Consider the following 13,307-nt stretch of genomic DNA (forward strand, 5'->3'; position numbering starts at 1 on the left):
GTGCCTTCCGCTGCGGCGTTGCCCTCGGGCCACGCCGCGCGGAAAAGGCGTGGGTGTCGGGGTGGCTCGGTTTGCAGGCTTGCCAAAAGTCTGTACAAGCGGGGTCGCAGGGTGAAGATCATGCCGAGCTGCGGCCGCGGCCGGCGTGATGTCAGAACAACGGTAAGGTTGCGCACCAAATGGCTGGTAGTTTCCGGTTCGTGAGTAAGTTGGCGTCGGTCGCCAGTGTTGTTGCACTGATGGCTGTCGCGGGGGTTGCCGGAACGGTCGTCGCGCCTGTGGCTGCGGTCGCTCAGACTGCAAGTTCCATCGTCGTTGAGGGTAATCAGCGTGTGGATTCGGAGACGATCCGGTCCTATTTCGCGTCGAAGCCGGGCGAGGCGCTGACGCCGGCCAAGATCGACGAGGGGCTGAAGGCGCTCTACGCGACCGGCCTGTTCTCGGACGTCAATGTCAGCCGCAGCGGCAATCGCCTCGTGGTGCGCGTGACCGAGAACGAGGTCATCAACCGCGTGGCGTTTGAGGGCAATCGCAAGATCAAGGACGAGCAGCTCGCCAGCGAGGTTCAGTCCAAGGCCCGCGCGCCGTTCTCCAAGACCACGGTGCAGGCCGACACCCAGCGCATCATCGAACTCTACCGCCGCTCGGGCCGCTACGACGTGAAGGTCGTGCCGAAGACCATCGAGCGCGGGCAGGGCCGTGTCGATCTCGTCTTCGAGATCACCGAGGGCGAGAAGCTCGGCGTCGCCGGCATCGTCTTCGTCGGCAACAAGGCCTTCTCCGAGTACAAGCTCAAGGAAGAGCTGACCACGACCGAGACCAACTGGCTGTCCTGGATCAAGAACACCGACGTCTATGACGTTGACCGTATCAATTCCGACCAGGAACTGCTGCGCCGGTTCTATCTGCGTCACGGCTATGCCGATTTCCGCATCGTCTCGGTGACGGCGGATCTCGACCGCGGCAAGAACGGCTTCATCCTGACCTATGTCATCGACGAGGGTCCGCAGTACCGCGTCGGCACGGTGGACGTCGTCTCCAACATCAAGGACGTCGATCCGGCCCGCATTCGCGCGGCGCTGCGCGTGCAGAAGGGTCAGGTCTACAACGCCGAGCTGGTCGAGAAGTCGGTCGAGAACGCCACGATCGAGGTGTCGAAGAGCGGCTATGCCTTCGCCCAGGTGCGCCCGCGCGGCGACCGCGACGTGCAGACCCGCACCATCTCGCTGGTCTTCGCCGTCGAGGAAGGCCCGCGCGTTTATATTGAGCGCATCGAAATCCGCGGCAACACCCGCACCCGCGACTGGGTCATCCGTCGCGAGTTCGATCTGGCGGAAGGCGATGCCTATAACCGCGTGCTGATCGACCGCGCCGAACGCCGCCTGCGCAATCTCGGCTACTTCAAGGACGTGAAGATCACCACCGAACCGGGCACCGCGCCGGATCGCGTGATCCTCGTGGTTCAGGTCGAGGATCAGCCCACGGGCGAGTTCTCCATCTCGGGCGGTTATTCGACCGCTGACGGCTTCATCGGTGAAGTCGCGGTGTCGGAGAAGAACTTCCTGGGTCGCGGCCAGTATGTCCGCCTCGCCGGTTCGCTGGGTGAGAATGCCCAGGGCGTCGACTTCAACTTCACCGAGCCGTATTTCCTCGATTACCGCGTCGCCGCCGGCTTCGACCTTTACTACAAGGAGACGCAGGCGACCTCGTACAGCCCGTATGACACGACGACGGGCGGCGGTACGCTCCGCGTGGCCCTGCCGCTGACGGACGAGCTGACGCTGGGCCTGCGCTACAGCCTGTACCAGAAGGAAATCTCGATTTCCGAGGAAGATATCCAGGATTACGGCAACGTCTCCTGGGCCCTTCTGGAGGTGAATAACGACCCGGCCATCACCTCGGCCGTTGGTTACACGCTCAGCTACAACATGCTGGACAACAACACGGATCCGACGAACGGCTACCTGATTGAGTTCAAGCAGGATCTGGCTGGGCTCGGCGGCGACGTGAACTACATCCGCTCGACCTTCGACTCGCGCTTCTACTTCCCGGTCTATGGCGACGTGGTGCTCATGCTGCGCGGCCAGGCGGGTAACGTGGCGTCGTGGGGCGGCGAGGAGCTGCGCATTCTCGACAACTTCTTCAAGGGCCCGGATCTGGTGCGCGGCTTCGAGCCGAACGGCATCGGCCCGCGTGACCTTGCGTCGGGTTGCAATGGCACCACCTGCGACTATTCGGACGCGGATGCCATCGGTGGCACGCTGTACTGGGGCACGACGGCCGAGCTGCAGTTCCCGCTCACCTTCATGCCGAAGGAGCTGGGTCTGAGGGCAGCGGTGTTCGCCGACGCCGGCTCGCTCTGGGACTACCAGGGCGCCACGACCTTCGACAGCGCTGGCGCTGCGAACGACACGGTCTGCCCCGAGGGTTCCTCCAATGCCACCGGCGCGATCTGCGTCGCCGACAGCGACCTGATCCGCTCTTCGGTCGGTGTCAGCCTGATCTGGAAGTCGCCCTTTGGTCCGCTGCGCTTCGACTATGCCTGGGCGCTCACCAAGGAAGACTACGACCAGACGCAGGCTTTCCGCTTCAGCGGCGGCACCCGCTTCTGATAGTCTGATCTGACGGCAATCTGCATGGCGGCCCGGTTCTCCGGGCCGCCTCTGCGTTTGAGGGGCCCCAGCCGCACGGCAACCGACCATGAGCGATCCCGTCTTTTATCCCGCGCCCACCCCGCTTTCTCTGGCCGAGATCGCCGCCTCTGTCGGCGCGCCGCTGCCTGGGGGCGTCGATGGCGGGTGCCAATTCTCCGGCGTCGCCTCGCTCGATGAGGCCGGCCCTTCGGACGTGGCTTTCATGGATGGCCCACGCCATGTCGGGGAGCTTCAGGCGACCCGCGCCGGCGCCATTCTCGTGAGCTCCCGCTTTGTCGATCATGTGCCCGCCGGCGCGGTCGCACTGGTCGTCGCCAAGCCCTACCCGGCCTTCGTCGCCATAGCCCGCCAGTTCCACGCGGCGTTGCTGCGTCCCGGTTCGGCCTTTGGTGCGACCGGCATCGCCGCCGGTGCCGTGGTGCATCCGCAGGCCCGACTGGAGAGTGATGTCACCGTCGATCCCGGCGCGGTTGTCGGGCCGGGAGCGGAGATCGGCAGCGGCACGGTGATCGCGGCGGGTGCCGTGATCGGCACGGGCGTGCGCATCGGGCGCAACTGTTCCATTGGTCCCGGCGCCAGCCTGCAGCATGCGCTGCTCGGCGACCGCGTCATCGTCCATCCCGGTGCCCGCATCGGGCAGGATGGTTTCGGCTATCTCGGCGGCGCCAGGGGGCACGCCAAGGTGCCGCAAATCAAGCGCGTCATTCTGCAGGACGATGTGGAGATCGGCGCCGGCACCACCATTGATCGCGGCGGCCTGCGCGACACGGTGATCGGCGAGGGCAGCAAGATCGACAATCTGGTTCAGATCGCCCACAACGTGGTCATCGGCCGCAATTGCATCGTGGTGTCGCAGACCGGTATTGCCGGCAGCGCCACGCTGGGTGACTTCGTGATGCTGGGCGGGCAGGTGGGTGTCATCGGCCATGTGAAGATCGGCGACGGCGCCCGCATCGCCGCGTCGAGCAATGTGAAGGACGACGTGCCGCCGGGCGTCGAGTGGGGCGGGTCGCCCGCCAAGCCGATGCGCGAGTGGTTCCGCGAGGTCATGGCCGTGCAGCGCCTGGCGCGTGTCGAGCGCCCGGCCGCCGGTGGTCAGCAAGGGCAGTGAAGGACATGGACGTTCAGACCGACAGCAAGATCGAGACGCCGACGCTCGGCTCCGCCGACATCATGCGCATTCTCGCCGCCCTTCCGCACCGCTACCCCTTCCTGATGGTCGACAAGATCGTCGAGATCGACGGCGACAAGAGCGCTATCGGCGTCAAGAACGTGTCGGCCAATGAGCCGCATTTCCAGGGGCACTTCCCGGACAACCCGGTGATGCCCGGCGTGCTCATTCTCGAAGGCATGGCGCAGACCGCCGGCACGATCTGCCTGCTCGGCCGGCCGGACGATGGCCCGCCCTCGCTGGTCTATTTCATGACTATCGACAAGGCGAAGTTCCGCAAGCCGGTCGTGCCCGGCGATGTTCTCGAATACCACATGACCCAGATGTCGAAGCGCCGGAACATGTGGTGGTTCCGGGGCGAGGCGAAGGTCGACGGCCAGCTGGTCGCCGAGGCGGAAGTCGGGGCGATGATCGCCCGAGGGGCACAGAAGTAATGAGCGTTTCCTCCGTGAAGATCGATCCCACCTCGCGGGTCGAGGACGGTGCCGTCCTTGGCGAGGGGGTCGAGATCGGGCCCTTCTGCACCATTGGTGCCAATGTCGTGCTCGGTGCCGGGGTGAAGCTCATCTCGCATGTGGCGATTGCCGGCCACACGACCATCGGCGAAGGTTCGAGCGTCTATCCCTTCGCCGCGCTTGGCTTTCCGCCGCAGTCGCATCACTACAAGGGCGAACCGACACGGCTGCTGATCGGCCGCAACTGCGTCATCCGCGAGCATGTGACGATGAACACCGGCACGGTCGGCGGTCACATGGAAACGGTGGTCGGCGAGGGCTGCATGTTCATGGCGGCGAGCCATGTGGCGCATGACTGCATCGTCGGCGACCGGGTGATCTTCGCCAATAACGCGACGCTGGCCGGCCACTGCACGGTGGGCGACAATGTGTTCATCGGCGGCCTCTCCGCCGTCCACCAGTTCACCCGCATCGGCACGGGCGCGATGATCGGCGGCATGTGCGGCGTGCACTTCGACATCATCCCCTTTGGGCTGATGATGGAGGGGCATCCGGGCCTGCGCTCGCTCAACTACACCGGTCTCAAGCGTCGCGGCCTGACGCTGGCGCAGCGTCGTGCCTTGCAGGCGGCCTATCGCGAGCTGTTCTACAGCGCCGGTACGCTGGCCGAGCGCACGGAGCGTGTGGCGGCGCAGTTTGGCGACGAGGTGAATGTCATGCTGATCGTCGATTTCGTGCGCAGCGCCGGCAAGCGCCGCCTGACCGTTCCCGTTGATGCGGTCGATCATGTCGTCGAGCCCGAAGCCGCCTGAGCCGGCACAGGGCTCGGCTGGACCCCTCGCCATCATCTGCGGCGGCGGCACTTTTCCGCTCGCCGTCGCGCGGGCGGCGCAGAAGGCCGGCCGCGAGGTCGTGCTGTTTCCGGTCCGCGGCTTCGCCGGGCCGGAGGTGGAGGCCTGGCCGCATGTGTGGATCCCCATCGGCCGCTTCGGTCTGCTGACGCGTGAATTGCGTCGGCGCGGCTGTCGCGACGTGGTGTTCATCGGCAATGTGCTGCGTCCCCGCATCCGCGACATCCGTCTCGACTGGACCACGCTGACGCTGCTGCCGCGTGTTCTCTACATGATGCGCGGCGGCGACGATCATCTGCTGAGCAGCCTTGGCAAACTGGTCGAGGAGACCGGGTTCCACCTTCTTGGTGCGCATGAGGTCGCGCCGGACATTCTGGTGCCGGCCGGTCAGTTAGGCGCGGTCAGCGTCAGCCGCGAGGAACTGGACGACATTAATGTCGCCCGCCATGTGCTTGATATCACAGGGCCGCTCGATATCGGGCAGGGGCTCGTGGTGATGGATCGCCACGTCGTCGCCATGGAGGCGGCGGAGGGCACCGATCTCATGCTCGCCCGCGTCGCCGAACTTCGCGCGAATGGCCGCATCCGCCGCGCCGCGCGCTGCGGCGTGCTGGTGAAACTGCCCAAGGCCGGCCAGGACCGGCGGCTCGACATGCCCTCGCTGGGCGAGCGCACTGTCGAAGGCGCGGCGCGGGCGGGGCTTGCGGGGATAGCCGTCGAGGCCGGCGGCGTGATCGTCGCGGATCTCGCGCGCCTCGTCGCGGCCGCCGACGCGGCGGGCCTGTTCATCTACGGCATTGCCCCGCGCGAGGCTGCGCGGTGACGGGGCCAGCGACTGGCCCGAACTCGCTCGACGTGTTTCTCGTCGCGGGTGAGGAATCCGGCGACATTCTGGCAGCGGGGCTGATGGCGGCCTTGCGCGCGCGGGTTTCCGGCGCCCGGTTTCGCGGCGTCGGTGGCGGGCGGATGCAGGCGCTGGGGCTCGCCTCGCTGTTTCCCATGGACGACATCACCGCCATGGGCTTCGCGCAGGTTATCGCCGGCCTGCCGCGCATCCTGCGCCGGTTGCGCGCAACGGTGGATGCCATCGTCGCCGCGCCGCCGGATGTGCTGGTGCTGGTCGACGCGCCGGACTTCACCCACCGCGTCGCCCATCGCGTGCGCCGCAAGCTGCCTCATCTCCCCATCGTGAAATATGTCGCGCCGACGGTGTGGGTCTGGCGCGAGGGGCGGGCGAAGGCGATGGCGCCGGATATCGACCGGGTGCTCGCCGTGCTGCCCTTCGAGCCGCAGGTCATGGCCGATCTTGGCGGGCCACCGACAATCTATGTCGGACACCCGCTCATCGGCATGCTCGACCATTTGCGGCCGAATGCCGAGGAAGCGAGGCTCCGGGCCTCGGATCGTCCGGTCATGCTGGTGCTGCCCGGCAGTCGCCGCGCGGAACTGGCACGGCTCGGCACGGTGTTCGGCGATGTGCTGGGGCGGTTGCACCAGAAATTGCCCCACGTGGATTTCGTGCTGCCGACACTGCCGAAACGGCTGGCGGAGGTCGAGGCCATGGTCGCCGACTGGCCGGTGAAGCCGCGCATCGTGGTGGATGAGGCCGACAAGCACGCGGCGTTCCGCGTCGCCCGTGCCGCGCTGGCGGCTTCGGGCACCGTCACGCTTGAACTGGCGCTGGCGGGTATCCCGACCGTGGCGGCCTATAAGGTGCCGTGGCTGGAGGGGCGCATTGCGCCCCACTTCATCAAAGTCGACACCGCTATTTTGCCGAACCTGATCCTGAAGGAGAAGGCGGTGCCGGAATATCTGCAATGGCACATCGACCCGCCGGCCATGGCCGACCAGCTCGTGCGGCTGATCGAGGGCGGGCCCGAGCGGGACGCGCAGGTCGCCGCCTTCGCCCGGCTCGACGTGGTGATGGGTCTTGATGGCGCACGCCCGGGCGAGCGCGCCGCGCAGGCCGTTCTGGACCTGCTCGGCCGCTGACGGCCATTCCGCCCCCGCGCGGCACGTTTCCAATAAGAAACCCCGCCTTCCGGTGGGAAGACGGGGTTCCTGAACTGTATCAGCCCGGCGGGGGACTCCCGCCGGGGGGCGCCTCACTTGCGCCGGGCGATCGGCACGTAGTCGCGCTGGGCGGCGCCGGTGTAGAGCTGGCGCGGGCGGCCGATGCGCTGGCCGGGATCCTCGATCATCTCCTTCCACTGGCCGATCCAGCCCACGGTGCGGGCGAGGGCGAACAGCACAGTGAACATGGAGGTCGGGAAGCCCAGCGCGCGCAGCGTGATGCCCGAATAGAAGTCGATGTTCGGGTAGAGCTTGCGCTCGACGAAATACTCGTCCTGCAGCGCGATGCGCTCGAGTTCCACGGCAATGTCGAGCAGCGGGTCGTCCTTGATACCGAGCTCGCCGAGCACCTCATGGCAGGTGCGCTGCATGATCTTGGCGCGCGGGTCGTAGTTCTTGTAGACGCGGTGACCGAAGCCCATCAGGCGGAACGGGTCGTTCTTGTCCTTGGCGCGCTTGATGTATTCCGGGATGCGGTCGACCGAGCCGATCTCGCCGAGCATCTTGAGCGCGGCTTCGTTAGCGCCGCCATGGGCGGGGCCCCAGAGACAGGCGATGCCGGCGGCGATGCAGGCGAAGGGGTTGGCGCCGGAGGAGCCGGCGAGGCGCACGGTGGAGGTCGAGGCGTTCTGCTCGTGGTCCGCATGCAGGATGAAGATGCGGTCGATGGCGCGCGAGAGCACCGGGTTCGCCTTGTACTCCTCGCAGGGTACCGAGAAGCACATGCGCAGGAAGTTCGAGGCGTAGTCCAGCTCGTTCTTCGGGTACACGAAGGGCTGGCCGATCGAGTACTTATAGGCCATCGCGGCCAGCGTCGGCATCTTCGCGATCATGCGGATCGAGGCGATCATCCGCTGCTGCGGATCGGAGATGTCGGTCGAGTCGTGGTAGAAGGCAGACATGGCGCCGACCGAGGCCACCAGCACCGCCATCGGGTGCGCGTCGCGGCGGAAGCCGTGGAAGAAGCGGCTCATCTGCTCATGCACCATCGTGTGGCGCGTGACGCGGTAGTCGAAATCCGCCTTCTGGGCGGCGGTCGGCAGCTCCCCATACAGCAGCAGGTAGCAGGTCTCGAGGAAGTCGCCGCTTTCGGCCAGCTGCTCGATCGGGTAGCCGCGATAGAGCAGAACGCCCTCGTCGCCATCGATATAGGTGATCTGGCTTTCGCAGGAGGCGGTCGAGGTGAAGCCGGGGTCGTAGGTGAATTTGCCAGTCTGGCCGTACAGCTTGCCGATGTCGATGACGTCGGGCCCGATGGTGCCGCCAAGGATGGGCAAATCCCAGCTTTCCTCGCCAATGGTGAGTTTGGCGGTTTTCGCCGAAGTGCCGTTAATGGCGTCCATGCGCGTCTCCCTGAGCATATGGAGCCGAAAGAACGGCGCACCCTGTGCCGGTGCCGCTGCGCGCTTTCGGCGTCTGGCTGGATGGCGGGGGCAAGCGGGCGGGTGAGGCCATGCCGCAGCCTGTGCAGGGAGTCGTAGCGGTTTCGTCCCCTGCTCGCAAGCGCAGCGAAGGACGTAAGACGAAGCGACGGGAATCGTTGCCGTACAGGCTTTTACGTATTTCGCAGGCGCGTTAAATCCTCCCCGCGCGGTCCAGCAGGACCGTCAGGTGCAATGCTTGTGCAAGCCTGGCGCAAGCCTCGCCGACGCCGTCAGGCGACCGACGCGGCGCTCGCCTGATCGCCGATGCGCGCCAGCGTCTCGTCCTTGCCGAGAACCGCCAGCACGTCGAAAATGCCGGGCGAGGTGGTGCGGCCGGTCATCGCCGCACGCAGCGGCTGGGCCAGCGCGCCGAGCTTCACCGCCTTCGCCTCCGCCACCTGTCGCACGGCGGCCTCGGTGCTGGCGGCGGTCCAGTCGGTGACGCCGGCGAGCGCCGCGCCGGTTGCGGCGAGCAGGTCGCGCGCCTCGGGGGTGAGCAGCGCCTGAGCCTTCTCTTCCAGCGGGAAGGGGCGGGACTTCCAGATGTAGCTGGCGCTGTCGATCAGCTCGACCAGCGTCTTGGCGCGCTCCTTCAGGCCGGGCATGGCGGCGAGAAGCTGCGCCCGGCGCTCGGGTGTGAGGGCGGCGGCGATCTCCGCGCCGTTCGGCAAATGCGGCAGCACCTCGTCCAGCGCCGCCAGCAGCTCCGCATCGGGCGTCGCCCGCATGTAGAGGCCGTTGATGTTCTCCAGCTTGGCGAAGTCGAACCGCGCCGCCGAGCGGCCCACGCGGTCAAGATCGAAAAGCTGGCTCATTTCCTCGGTCGAGAAGATTTCCTGGTCGCCATGGCTCCAGCCGAGGCGCACCAGATAGTTGCGCAGGGCGGCGGGCAGATAGCCCATGGCGCGGTAGGCATCGACGCCGAGCGCGCCATGGCGCTTGGAGAGCTTCGCGCCGTCCGGCCCGTGGATCAGCGGGATATGCGCCATCTTCGGCACATCCCAGCCGAGCGCCAGATAGATCTGCGTCTGCCGCGCCGCATTGGTCAGATGGTCGTCGCCGCGGATGATGTGGGTGACGTTCATGTCGTGATCGTCGACCACGACCGAGAGCATGTAGGTCGGCGTGCCGTCCGAGCGCAGCAGCACGAGGTCGTCGAGATCCTTGTTGGGAATGACGACACGGCCCTGCACGAGATCGTCGATCACCGTCTCGCCCTCGGTCGGCGCCTTCAGGCGGTACACCGGCTTGCGGTCGGTCGGGTAGTCGGCGGCCGGGCGGTCGCGCCAGCGCCCGTCATAGCGCGGCGGGCGGCCTTCCTTGCGGGCGCTCTCGCGCATCTCCTCCAGCTCCTGCGCGGTCGCAAAGCACGGATAGGCGCGCCCGGCGGCAATCATCTGCTCCACCGCTTCGCGGTGCCGTTCGGCGCGAGCAAACTGGTAGATCACATCGCCGGACCAGTCGATGCCGAGCCATTTCAGCCCGTCGATGATGGCGTCGATGGCTTCCGGTGTGGAGCGCTGGCGGTCGGTGTCCTCGATGCGCAGCAGCATCGTGCCGCCCTTCGCCCGGGCATAGAGCCAGTTGAACAGCGCGGTGCGCGCGCCGCCAATGTGCAGGAAACCGGTGGGCGAGGGGGCGAAGCGGGTAACGACGGTCTCGGACATATCTCTTCCGTCTCGCGTCGCCGGTAACGGGCGACGGCACAGCATGGCGGATGCGGACGGTGCGTGTACCATAGCTCCCCGGCGTGGGAAATGGCGGCGCCGCATGGCTGGCGCCCGCATTCTGGGCAGGCGCCGCGCGCCGGCGGCGAGCGGGTGGGGCAGGGGCGTGAAGGGCGCAGGCGAGCCCCGTCCGGGGCGTCAGGATGAGGGGGGCGGATGGAGGCGGCGCGGGCGGGCGCGAGCCATCGCCCTCGGCGTGCCGCGTGGCGCGCGCGGCAGCCTCATCCACCTGCCGGGGATCACCGGACGGCTCATGGAGGCGCTGGGCGCGGCACTCGCGCTGGAGGTCGACGAGCGGCGCTTCTTCCTGTTCCTGCCGGTCATGTTCGCGGCCGGCATCGCGCTCTATTTCGGTGCGCCAAGCGAACCCTGGCCCTATGCGGGCCTGATCCCCGCTGTCGCCCTCACCGTGCTCACCCTGCTGGCGCGCGAGCGCCCGCTGGCCTTCCATCTGCTGGCCCTGCTGGCGACCCTCGCCGCCGGCTTCGCCACCGCCAGCCTGCAGGTGCAGCGCATCGCCCATCCGGTGCTGCAACGCGCGGTCGACGGGGTGGAGATTGCCGGCTTCGTCGAGGCGGCGGAGCAGCGGGCGCGCGGCAGCCGCATCACCCTCGCGCTCACGCGGTTCGAGGGGCGGGGCGAGTATAACGGCGAGACCGCGCCGCGGCGGGTGCGGGTGACGCTGACGAGCCGTTCCCCGCCCGACGTCGGCGCCCATGTGGCGCTGCGGGCGAGCCTCGCCCCGCCGCCCGGTCCGGCCTATCCCGGCGGTTTCGATTTCGGCCGGCTGGCTTGGCTGGAGGGGATTGGCGCCACCGGTTTCGCGTTGGGCAAGGTGACGGTCGCTCCCACGACTGCCGAACCGCCGGCAGGGCTCGCCGTCAGCGCCTGGCTCGCGGCGACGCGCGCGACGATTGCCGAGCGTATCCGCGCGGCGCTGCTCCCGCCGGGCGCATCGGCGCCGATGCAGGGCGATGCGGCCATCGCCGTTGCGCTGGTGACGGGGCTGCGCGACGGGGTGCCGGAGAGTATCGAGGAGAGCATGCGGGTGGCTGGCCTCTCGCATGTTCTGTCCATCTCCGGCCTGCACATGGCGCTGGTGGCGACGGGCATGTTCTTTCTGGTGCGGGCGCTGCTCGCGCTCTCGCCGGCACTGGCGCTGCGCTACCCCATCAAGAACTGGGCGGCGGTGCCGGCCGCGCTGGCGGCGACCTTCTATCTCGTGCTGTCCGGCGGCGAAGTGGCGACGCAGCGCGCCTATCTGATGACGCTGATCGTGCTCGCCGGCGTCGCTCTCGGCCGGCCCGCGCTGACGCTGCGCACCCTGGCGGTCGCCGCCCTGCTGGTTCTGGCGCTTACCCCTTGGGCGGTGCTCGATCCCGGCGCGCAGATGTCCTTTGCCGCGACGCTGGCGCTGGTCGCCGCCTATGCGCGATGGGGGCGGCAGGTGGCGGAACTGCCGGGCGCGCGGCTTGGCTGGCTGCACCGGCCGGCGGTCTATATCGCCGCTCTGGTGCTGACATCGCTGGCGGCGGGCCTCGCGACCGCGCCCTTCGCCGCCTATCACTTCCAGCGACTCGCGCCGCTGAGCCTCATCGCCAATCTCGCGGCGATGCCGATCGCCTCCTTCATCATCATGCCGGCGGGGTTGGCGGGGGCGCTGCTCATTCCGTTCGGCTGGGACGCGCCGGCCTGGCATGTGATGGGCTGGGGCATCGGGCGGATGGTCGATATCTCCCGCGCCGTCGCCGCCGTGCCCGGTGCTGATCGCGGCCTGCCGGCGCTGCCGCTGGCGAGCCTCGTGCTGTTCGCGCTAGCGCTTACCGCCTTCTGCCTGCTGCGCAGTCGGCTGATGCTCGTCGCACCCGTGCTGGCGCTGGCCGGGCTCGCGCTGGCGCCGCTGCGCGACCGGCCGGACATACTGGTCGACCGCGAGGGGCGGACGGTGGCGGTGCGCCAGAGCGACGGGCGACTGGCGCTGATGGGCGACCGTGATCGCGGCCTTACCGGCCGCTTCGTCGTCGAGCAATGGCTCAGTGCCGAGGGCGAACGCGCGCGCCTCGAGGATCCGAGCCTGACGCAGGCGGCGCGCTGCGATCCGCTGGGCTGTACGCTGCGCCTGGCGGGCGGCGAGATCGTCGCCTTGTCGCGCCACCGCGCCTCATTGGAGGAGGACTGCCGGCGCGTGGGGCTGCTGATCACCACCGAGGCGCCGCCCCATGACTGCGCGGCGCAGGTGCTGCGCATCGATCCACGACGGCAGACCTCGGCGCTGGCGCTGTACCGCGATGAGGTCGGGCCGGAACCCGCGGCAATGGCCGGGCTCACCGGCCTTGCTGATGCCGAAGATGGTATCACTGACGATGAAGATGGTGGCCCGCGCGGGGGGGGCGGCGCTCCCGTTGAGGGACCGGCGGAGACGACGGCTCACATTCTGGCGCGCAGCATGGTCGAGCAGACGCAGCATCCTTCGCCGCAGAGCGCAGCGGAGAGCGGAGTGCGTGCCTCTGTCGACGCTCGCGCCAGAGGCACTCCTCAAGGGGGCGCCCCCGGCAGCGCGCCGGCGAGTGCCCCCACCGATGCGGCCAACCCTGCGCTGCCTGATGATCGCATATCCCGTCGCACGGAGGCGCCACTCCCGAACGTGAACGAGAGCGCCACGCCACTCTCCACCACTATGCCGCCTGACGACGTACTATCTGGAGCGATGGCGTCTTCAGCCGCGTCGCCGACCGCACCCGGCGCGATCGGTTCGCATCGGCCCCAGCCGTACGCGCCCGTTCTCCGGCCACCGTCACCTCTGGCGACGGCACCTGAACGGCCTACCGCACCACCACACGAACCGAGACCAAAGGTCCTCTGGCGGGTGATCGACTCCCGCCCACCGGATGGCGCCCGGCCGTGGCTGCCAGCGGCACTGCCTCCACGCCGGTGAGACGCGACGAGCCGGTC

General features: G+C 68.1%; 9 protein-coding genes. 7 read left to right on the forward strand and 2 right to left on the reverse strand.

Going from position 1 to position 13,307, the window contains the following annotated elements:
* Positions 1 to 179 precede the first annotated feature (179 nt).
* The 6 genes from bamA (at position 180) to lpxB (ending at position 7,123) form a co-directional block, all read left to right on the forward strand.
* Positions 180 to 2,612: an outer membrane protein assembly factor BamA gene (gene bamA, locus OU996_RS14235; protein WP_267582264.1), complete on the forward strand. Its 2,433-nt coding sequence runs from the start codon at positions 180 to 182 to the stop codon at positions 2,610 to 2,612.
* A gap of 88 nt (positions 2,613 to 2,700) precedes the next feature.
* Entirely contained in the window at positions 2,701 to 3,765 is a 1,065-nt protein-coding gene (lpxD, locus tag OU996_RS14240; RefSeq protein ID WP_267582265.1) for a UDP-3-O-(3-hydroxymyristoyl)glucosamine N-acyltransferase, read from the forward strand.
* A 5-nt stretch (positions 3,766 to 3,770) separates the two neighbouring features.
* Complete coding sequence (gene fabZ, locus OU996_RS14245; protein WP_267582266.1) at positions 3,771 to 4,259, forward strand: 3-hydroxyacyl-ACP dehydratase FabZ; 489 nt, start codon at positions 3,771 to 3,773, stop codon at positions 4,257 to 4,259.
* Positions 4,259 to 5,092 carry an acyl-ACP--UDP-N-acetylglucosamine O-acyltransferase gene (gene lpxA, locus OU996_RS14250; protein ID WP_267582267.1) on the forward strand — a complete coding sequence of 278 codons (834 nt, stop codon included), beginning with the start codon at positions 4,259 to 4,261 and terminating at the stop codon, positions 5,090 to 5,092. Before fabZ ends, lpxA begins: the two co-directional genes overlap by 1 nt.
* Complete coding sequence (locus OU996_RS14255; protein WP_267582268.1) at positions 5,067 to 5,954, forward strand: LpxI family protein; 888 nt, start codon at positions 5,067 to 5,069, stop codon at positions 5,952 to 5,954. Before lpxA ends, OU996_RS14255 begins: the two co-directional genes overlap by 26 nt.
* Positions 5,951 to 7,123 carry a lipid-A-disaccharide synthase gene (lpxB, locus tag OU996_RS14260; protein WP_267582269.1) on the forward strand — a complete coding sequence of 391 codons (1,173 nt, stop codon included), beginning with the start codon at positions 5,951 to 5,953 and terminating at the stop codon, positions 7,121 to 7,123. Before OU996_RS14255 ends, lpxB begins: the two co-directional genes overlap by 4 nt.
* A gap of 113 nt (positions 7,124 to 7,236) precedes the next feature.
* On the opposite strand, the gene gltA is transcribed toward lpxB, so the two are convergent.
* Positions 7,237 to 8,547 (reverse strand): citrate synthase, encoded by a 1,311-nt coding sequence (gene gltA / locus OU996_RS14265; RefSeq protein ID WP_267582270.1) that lies wholly within the window; start codon positions 8,545 to 8,547, stop codon positions 7,237 to 7,239.
* 311 nt (positions 8,548 to 8,858) lie between these two features.
* Positions 8,859 to 10,295 (reverse strand): glutamate--tRNA ligase, encoded by a 1,437-nt coding sequence (gene gltX / locus OU996_RS14270; protein WP_267582271.1) that lies wholly within the window; start codon positions 10,293 to 10,295, stop codon positions 8,859 to 8,861.
* Positions 10,296 to 10,551: 256 nt separating this feature from the next.
* Between gltX and OU996_RS14275 the strand changes: the two genes are divergently transcribed.
* The gene (locus OU996_RS14275; protein WP_267582272.1) at positions 10,552 to 13,290 is read left to right on the forward strand and encodes a ComEC/Rec2 family competence protein; all 2,739 of its coding nucleotides are present in this window, start codon (positions 10,552 to 10,554) and stop codon (positions 13,288 to 13,290) included.
* The last annotated feature ends 17 nt before the right edge of the window (positions 13,291 to 13,307 follow it).

The organism is Ancylobacter sp. SL191 (assembly GCF_026625645.1).
GTDB lineage: Bacteria > Pseudomonadota > Alphaproteobacteria > Rhizobiales > Xanthobacteraceae > Ancylobacter.